This window comes from Acidithiobacillus concretivorus, assembly GCF_018853445.1.
GTDB classification, from domain to species: domain Bacteria; phylum Pseudomonadota; class Gammaproteobacteria; order Acidithiobacillales; family Acidithiobacillaceae; genus Acidithiobacillus; species Acidithiobacillus concretivorus.
The window spans coordinates 1-3,839 of record NZ_JABELD010000004.1 but is presented as its reverse complement, the minus strand read 5'-3'; the positions used below and the strand labels follow the sequence as shown (position 1 = coordinate 3,839).

At 55.0% G+C, this 3,839-nt stretch carries 2 protein-coding genes; one reads left to right on the top strand and one right to left on the bottom strand.

Annotated features, from left to right (window positions below):
• A partial coding sequence (locus HJG40_RS01030) for a recombinase family protein (RefSeq protein ID WP_031575368.1) occupies positions 1–620 on the bottom strand: 620 nt, incomplete at its 3' end.
• Positions 621–758: 138 nt separating this feature from the next.
• Here HJG40_RS01030 and HJG40_RS01025 point away from each other — a divergent pair.
• Complete coding sequence (locus HJG40_RS01025) at positions 759–3,788, top strand: Tn3 family transposase (protein ID WP_031575371.1); 3,030 nt, start codon at positions 759–761, stop codon at positions 3,786–3,788.
• The last annotated feature ends 51 nt before the right edge of the window (positions 3,789–3,839 follow it).

The following is a 3,839-nucleotide window of genomic DNA, read 5'->3' as shown; positions in this document are numbered from 1 at the left end:
ACCTTCGGCGTCGGCTGAAGCCCCCGCTTGTTGATATAGGTATTCAGAGCGATGTGGCTGGTTTGGCCCAGGAGCGTGGCGATCTTGCGCACCGACAGTCCATAACCCAGCAGCTCCTTGATCCGCTCCACATCCTTGTCGAACTTACTCTTCTGCAGCGTGCCCTTGGGCTTCCCAAGCTGTTTGCCCTGTGCCTTCTTGGCCGCCAGCGCTTCCTTTGTGCGCATGCCAATCAGATCCCGCTCCAGTTCGGCAAACAGCGAGAACAGGGTGAGGACAATCTTGGAGTTCATGTCCTGCTGGGAGATATCGAGGTTCTGCTTGATGGTGATCACGCGGATATTGCGCTTCGCCAGGGCATTCACCAGTGAGATCACTTCGGCCGTGCTGCGGCCCAGCCGGCTTAGCTCGGTCACGATGAGGGTGTCCGTTTCGCCCAGCATCTGGACCAGATCGTCGATACGCCGCTGCTTGCTGGTCTTGCGCGATGAGACTGTGACTTCCATAAAGTCGTCGACGCGCAGCTCCCGTTTCCGGGCAAACTCCAGTATCTCCAGCTTCTGGTGACTCAGGTCCTGCTTGTCGGTGGATGCGCGCAAATAGGCGACAATTTTACCCATGAAAACAGCCTCGTTGTGTCTTAACATCAATTAGGCCGTAAAGTAATACGTCTTGTATGTATTTTTCAATCTATTTCACATGCTTGCCGTGGTGCTATATTAACGCTCGTTTTGGCATATACAGAATGTATAGTAAAAATGACAGAAAACAACAAAAGACTGACCATATTATCCGACGCGGAACGATTCGCCCTATACGGGCTCCCCGACTTCGATGACGGTCAGCGGCAGCAGTACCTCAGCTTCAGCGAATGCGAACTCGGGCTTGTGATGAGTCGGCAAAGTCTTCATGCCCAGGTCCATTGCGCCTTGCAGATCGGGTATTTCAAAGCCAAATATGCCTTCTTCTCGTTTTTCTGGGAAGAAACGGAAGAGGACTGCGCCTTTATCCTGACCCGCTACTTCCATGGTCAGGCGTTTGCTCCGCAGCCAGTGACCGAGTACGAGCATTATGTGCAGCGCACCGCGATCTTGGGCCTATTCGACTATCGTCCGTGGTCTGCTGAATTTCTGCTGTTGCTGGCCGAGCGTGCGGCGCAAGTCGTACATCGCGACGTCACCCCCGGCTTTATTGTCGCCGAACTGGTTGCCTTTCTCCACGAACAGAAGATTGTCAGACCGGGACACACGACCCTGCAGACACTCATCAGCGACACACTGACTACAGAGCGCAATCGCCTGAGTGACCTATTGGACAATTTGCTGGATGAACCTGCCAAGGAGGCGTTGCAGCAACTCCTGGTGCACGATGACACTTTGTTGGGATTGGCCGCCCTAAAGCAGGATGCCAAGGATTTTGGCTACCGCCAGATGGTGTCGGAGCGGAAGAAGCGCACCTTGCTGGAACCTCTTTATCAGACGGCGAAAGCGATGTTGCCCATCCTGTCAATTTCTCGGCAAAACCTGAATTACTACGCGAGCCTTGCCAATTTTTACACGATTTATGATTTGCGCCGTCTGCGCCCGAAACAAACCTACCTGTACCTACTGTGCTTCGCATGGCAGCGCTACCGCCAGCTTACCGACAACCTGATGGATGCGATGGACTACCACATGAAGCAACTTGAGGACGAAACTAAAATCCGGGCGAAAAAGCGATTCTTTCTACTACAGTCCACCAGGCGACAGGAGTCGCCTGGTGTTGGCCGTTTGCTGCTGATGTATGTTGACGACAACCTGGCTGATACCACGCCCTTCGGTTCAATCCGCGAGAGCGCCTTTACCATCATGCCCAAAGACGAATTGCGTCTCACTGGCCAGCGCTTGTGCGGGGCACCGGTAAATAAACTGGAATTGCGCTGGCAGATCGTGGAAGAGCTGGCGGAACGTGCCCGACACCACCTGCGCTCACTGTACGTGACGCTCAATTTTTCCAGCACAGTGCCAGACAACCCGTGGCTGGTGGCACTGGGTTGGATGAAGGGGGTTTTCTCCAAACAACAGCGACTGGCGCAGCGACCACTTAGCGAATGCCCGGCAGCAACGATTCCCAAACGCCTGCGCCCCTATCTGCTCGAATTTGATGTGAAAGGCAATGCATCAGGCGTTCGTGCTGATCGCTACGAGTTTTGGGTGTACCGGCAAATTAGGAAACGCTGCAAGTCAGGCGAAGTCTACCTGGACGACAGCGTCCAGCACCGCTGCCTCAGCGATGAACTGGTTTCCCTGGAGGAAAAAGCGGCCGCCCTCGGCCAACTGGATATTCCCTGGCTGCGGCAGCCCATTGAGACCCAGATCAATGCCTTGACGGAGGAACTGCACCGCCTGTGGCTGGCGTTCGACAAAGACCTGCGCCAGGGAAAACTGAAAAATCTGGAGTATGACAGCCAGACCAAGACGCTGGTCTGGCGGCGGCCCAAGGTCGGAGACGACGAAGCGAAACAGGATGCTTTTTACGGCAAGCTGTCGTTTCGCGATATCGCCGATGTTCTTCGATTTGTTAATGAGCAATGCCATTTTCTGTCGGCACTAACGCCGCTGCAGCCGCGCTACGCCAAGCAGGTTGCCGATACCGACAGCCTGATGGCAGTCATCATGGCCCAGGCAATGAATCATGGCAATCTCACCATGGCGCAGACCAGCGATATTCCCTATCACGTTCTGGATGCGACGTATCTGCAGTACCTGCGGCTGGCCAGCTTGCAGGCGGCCAATGATGTCATCAGCAATGCCACCGCAGACCTTGCCATTTTTCCACACTATTCCTTTGGCTTGGAGGCGCTCTACGGTAGCGTCGATGGACAGAAATTCGGGGTCGAACGGCCGACGGTGAAAGCGCGGTTTTCCCGCAAATATTTCGGCCGGGGCAAAGGTGTCGTCGCCTACACCCTGCTGTGCAACCATGTTCCGCTTCAGGGCTGGCTGATCGGCGCGCACGAGCTTGAGGGCCACCATGTTTTCGATCTCTGGTACCACAACACCTCGGATATCGTACCGACGGTGATCACCGGCGACATGCACAGCATTAACAAGGCTAATTTTGCCATCCTGCATTGCTTCGGCTTGCGTTTCGAACCGCGCCTCACCAGGCTTCACGAACAGATACAGCAAATCTACTGCGCCGGTGATCCCGCGCGGTACGAAAAATTCCTTATCCAGCCGACTGGGCAGATTGACCTTCAAGCCGTCATCAACGAGAAATCCAACATCGACCAGATCGTGGCGACCCTGGGTCTCAAGGAGATGAGCCAGGGCACATTAATCCGGAAACTATGCACCTACACGCAGCCAAATCCGACACGCTATGCGCTATTCGAGTTTGACAAGTTGATCCGCAGTACCTACACCTTGCGCTACGCCCGCGATCCCCAGTTACAGCGCAACATCCACCGCTCCCAGAACCGAATCGAGTCCTACCACCAGATGCGCTCGGCGATAGCCCAAGTCGGAGGCAAGAAGGAACTGACTGGCAGGACGGATATCGAGGTTGAAATAAGCAACCAGTGCGCCCGGCTGGTTGCCAACGCGATTATCTATTACAACTCCGCCATCCTGTCACGGCTACTCGCCAAGTATGGAGCCAACCCAAGCCACAGAGTCCTGTCCCTGATCAAGAAGATATCGCCCGTGGCATGGCGGCACATCCACATGGGCGGCCACTACACGTTCCGGGGCGAGGGCAAGGCGGTCGATCTCGATGCGTTGGTGGCCGATTTGCTCTTGGAATAGGGAATTACGAGGCCAAACAAAATTTTCGAGGGTTTGGGCTTACACCCCCAT

Coding starts and splice junctions, on each gene's coding strand:
- HJG40_RS01025 (WP_031575371.1), top strand. CDS start 759: ATGACAGAAAACAACAAAAGACTGACCATATTATCCGACGCGGAACGA.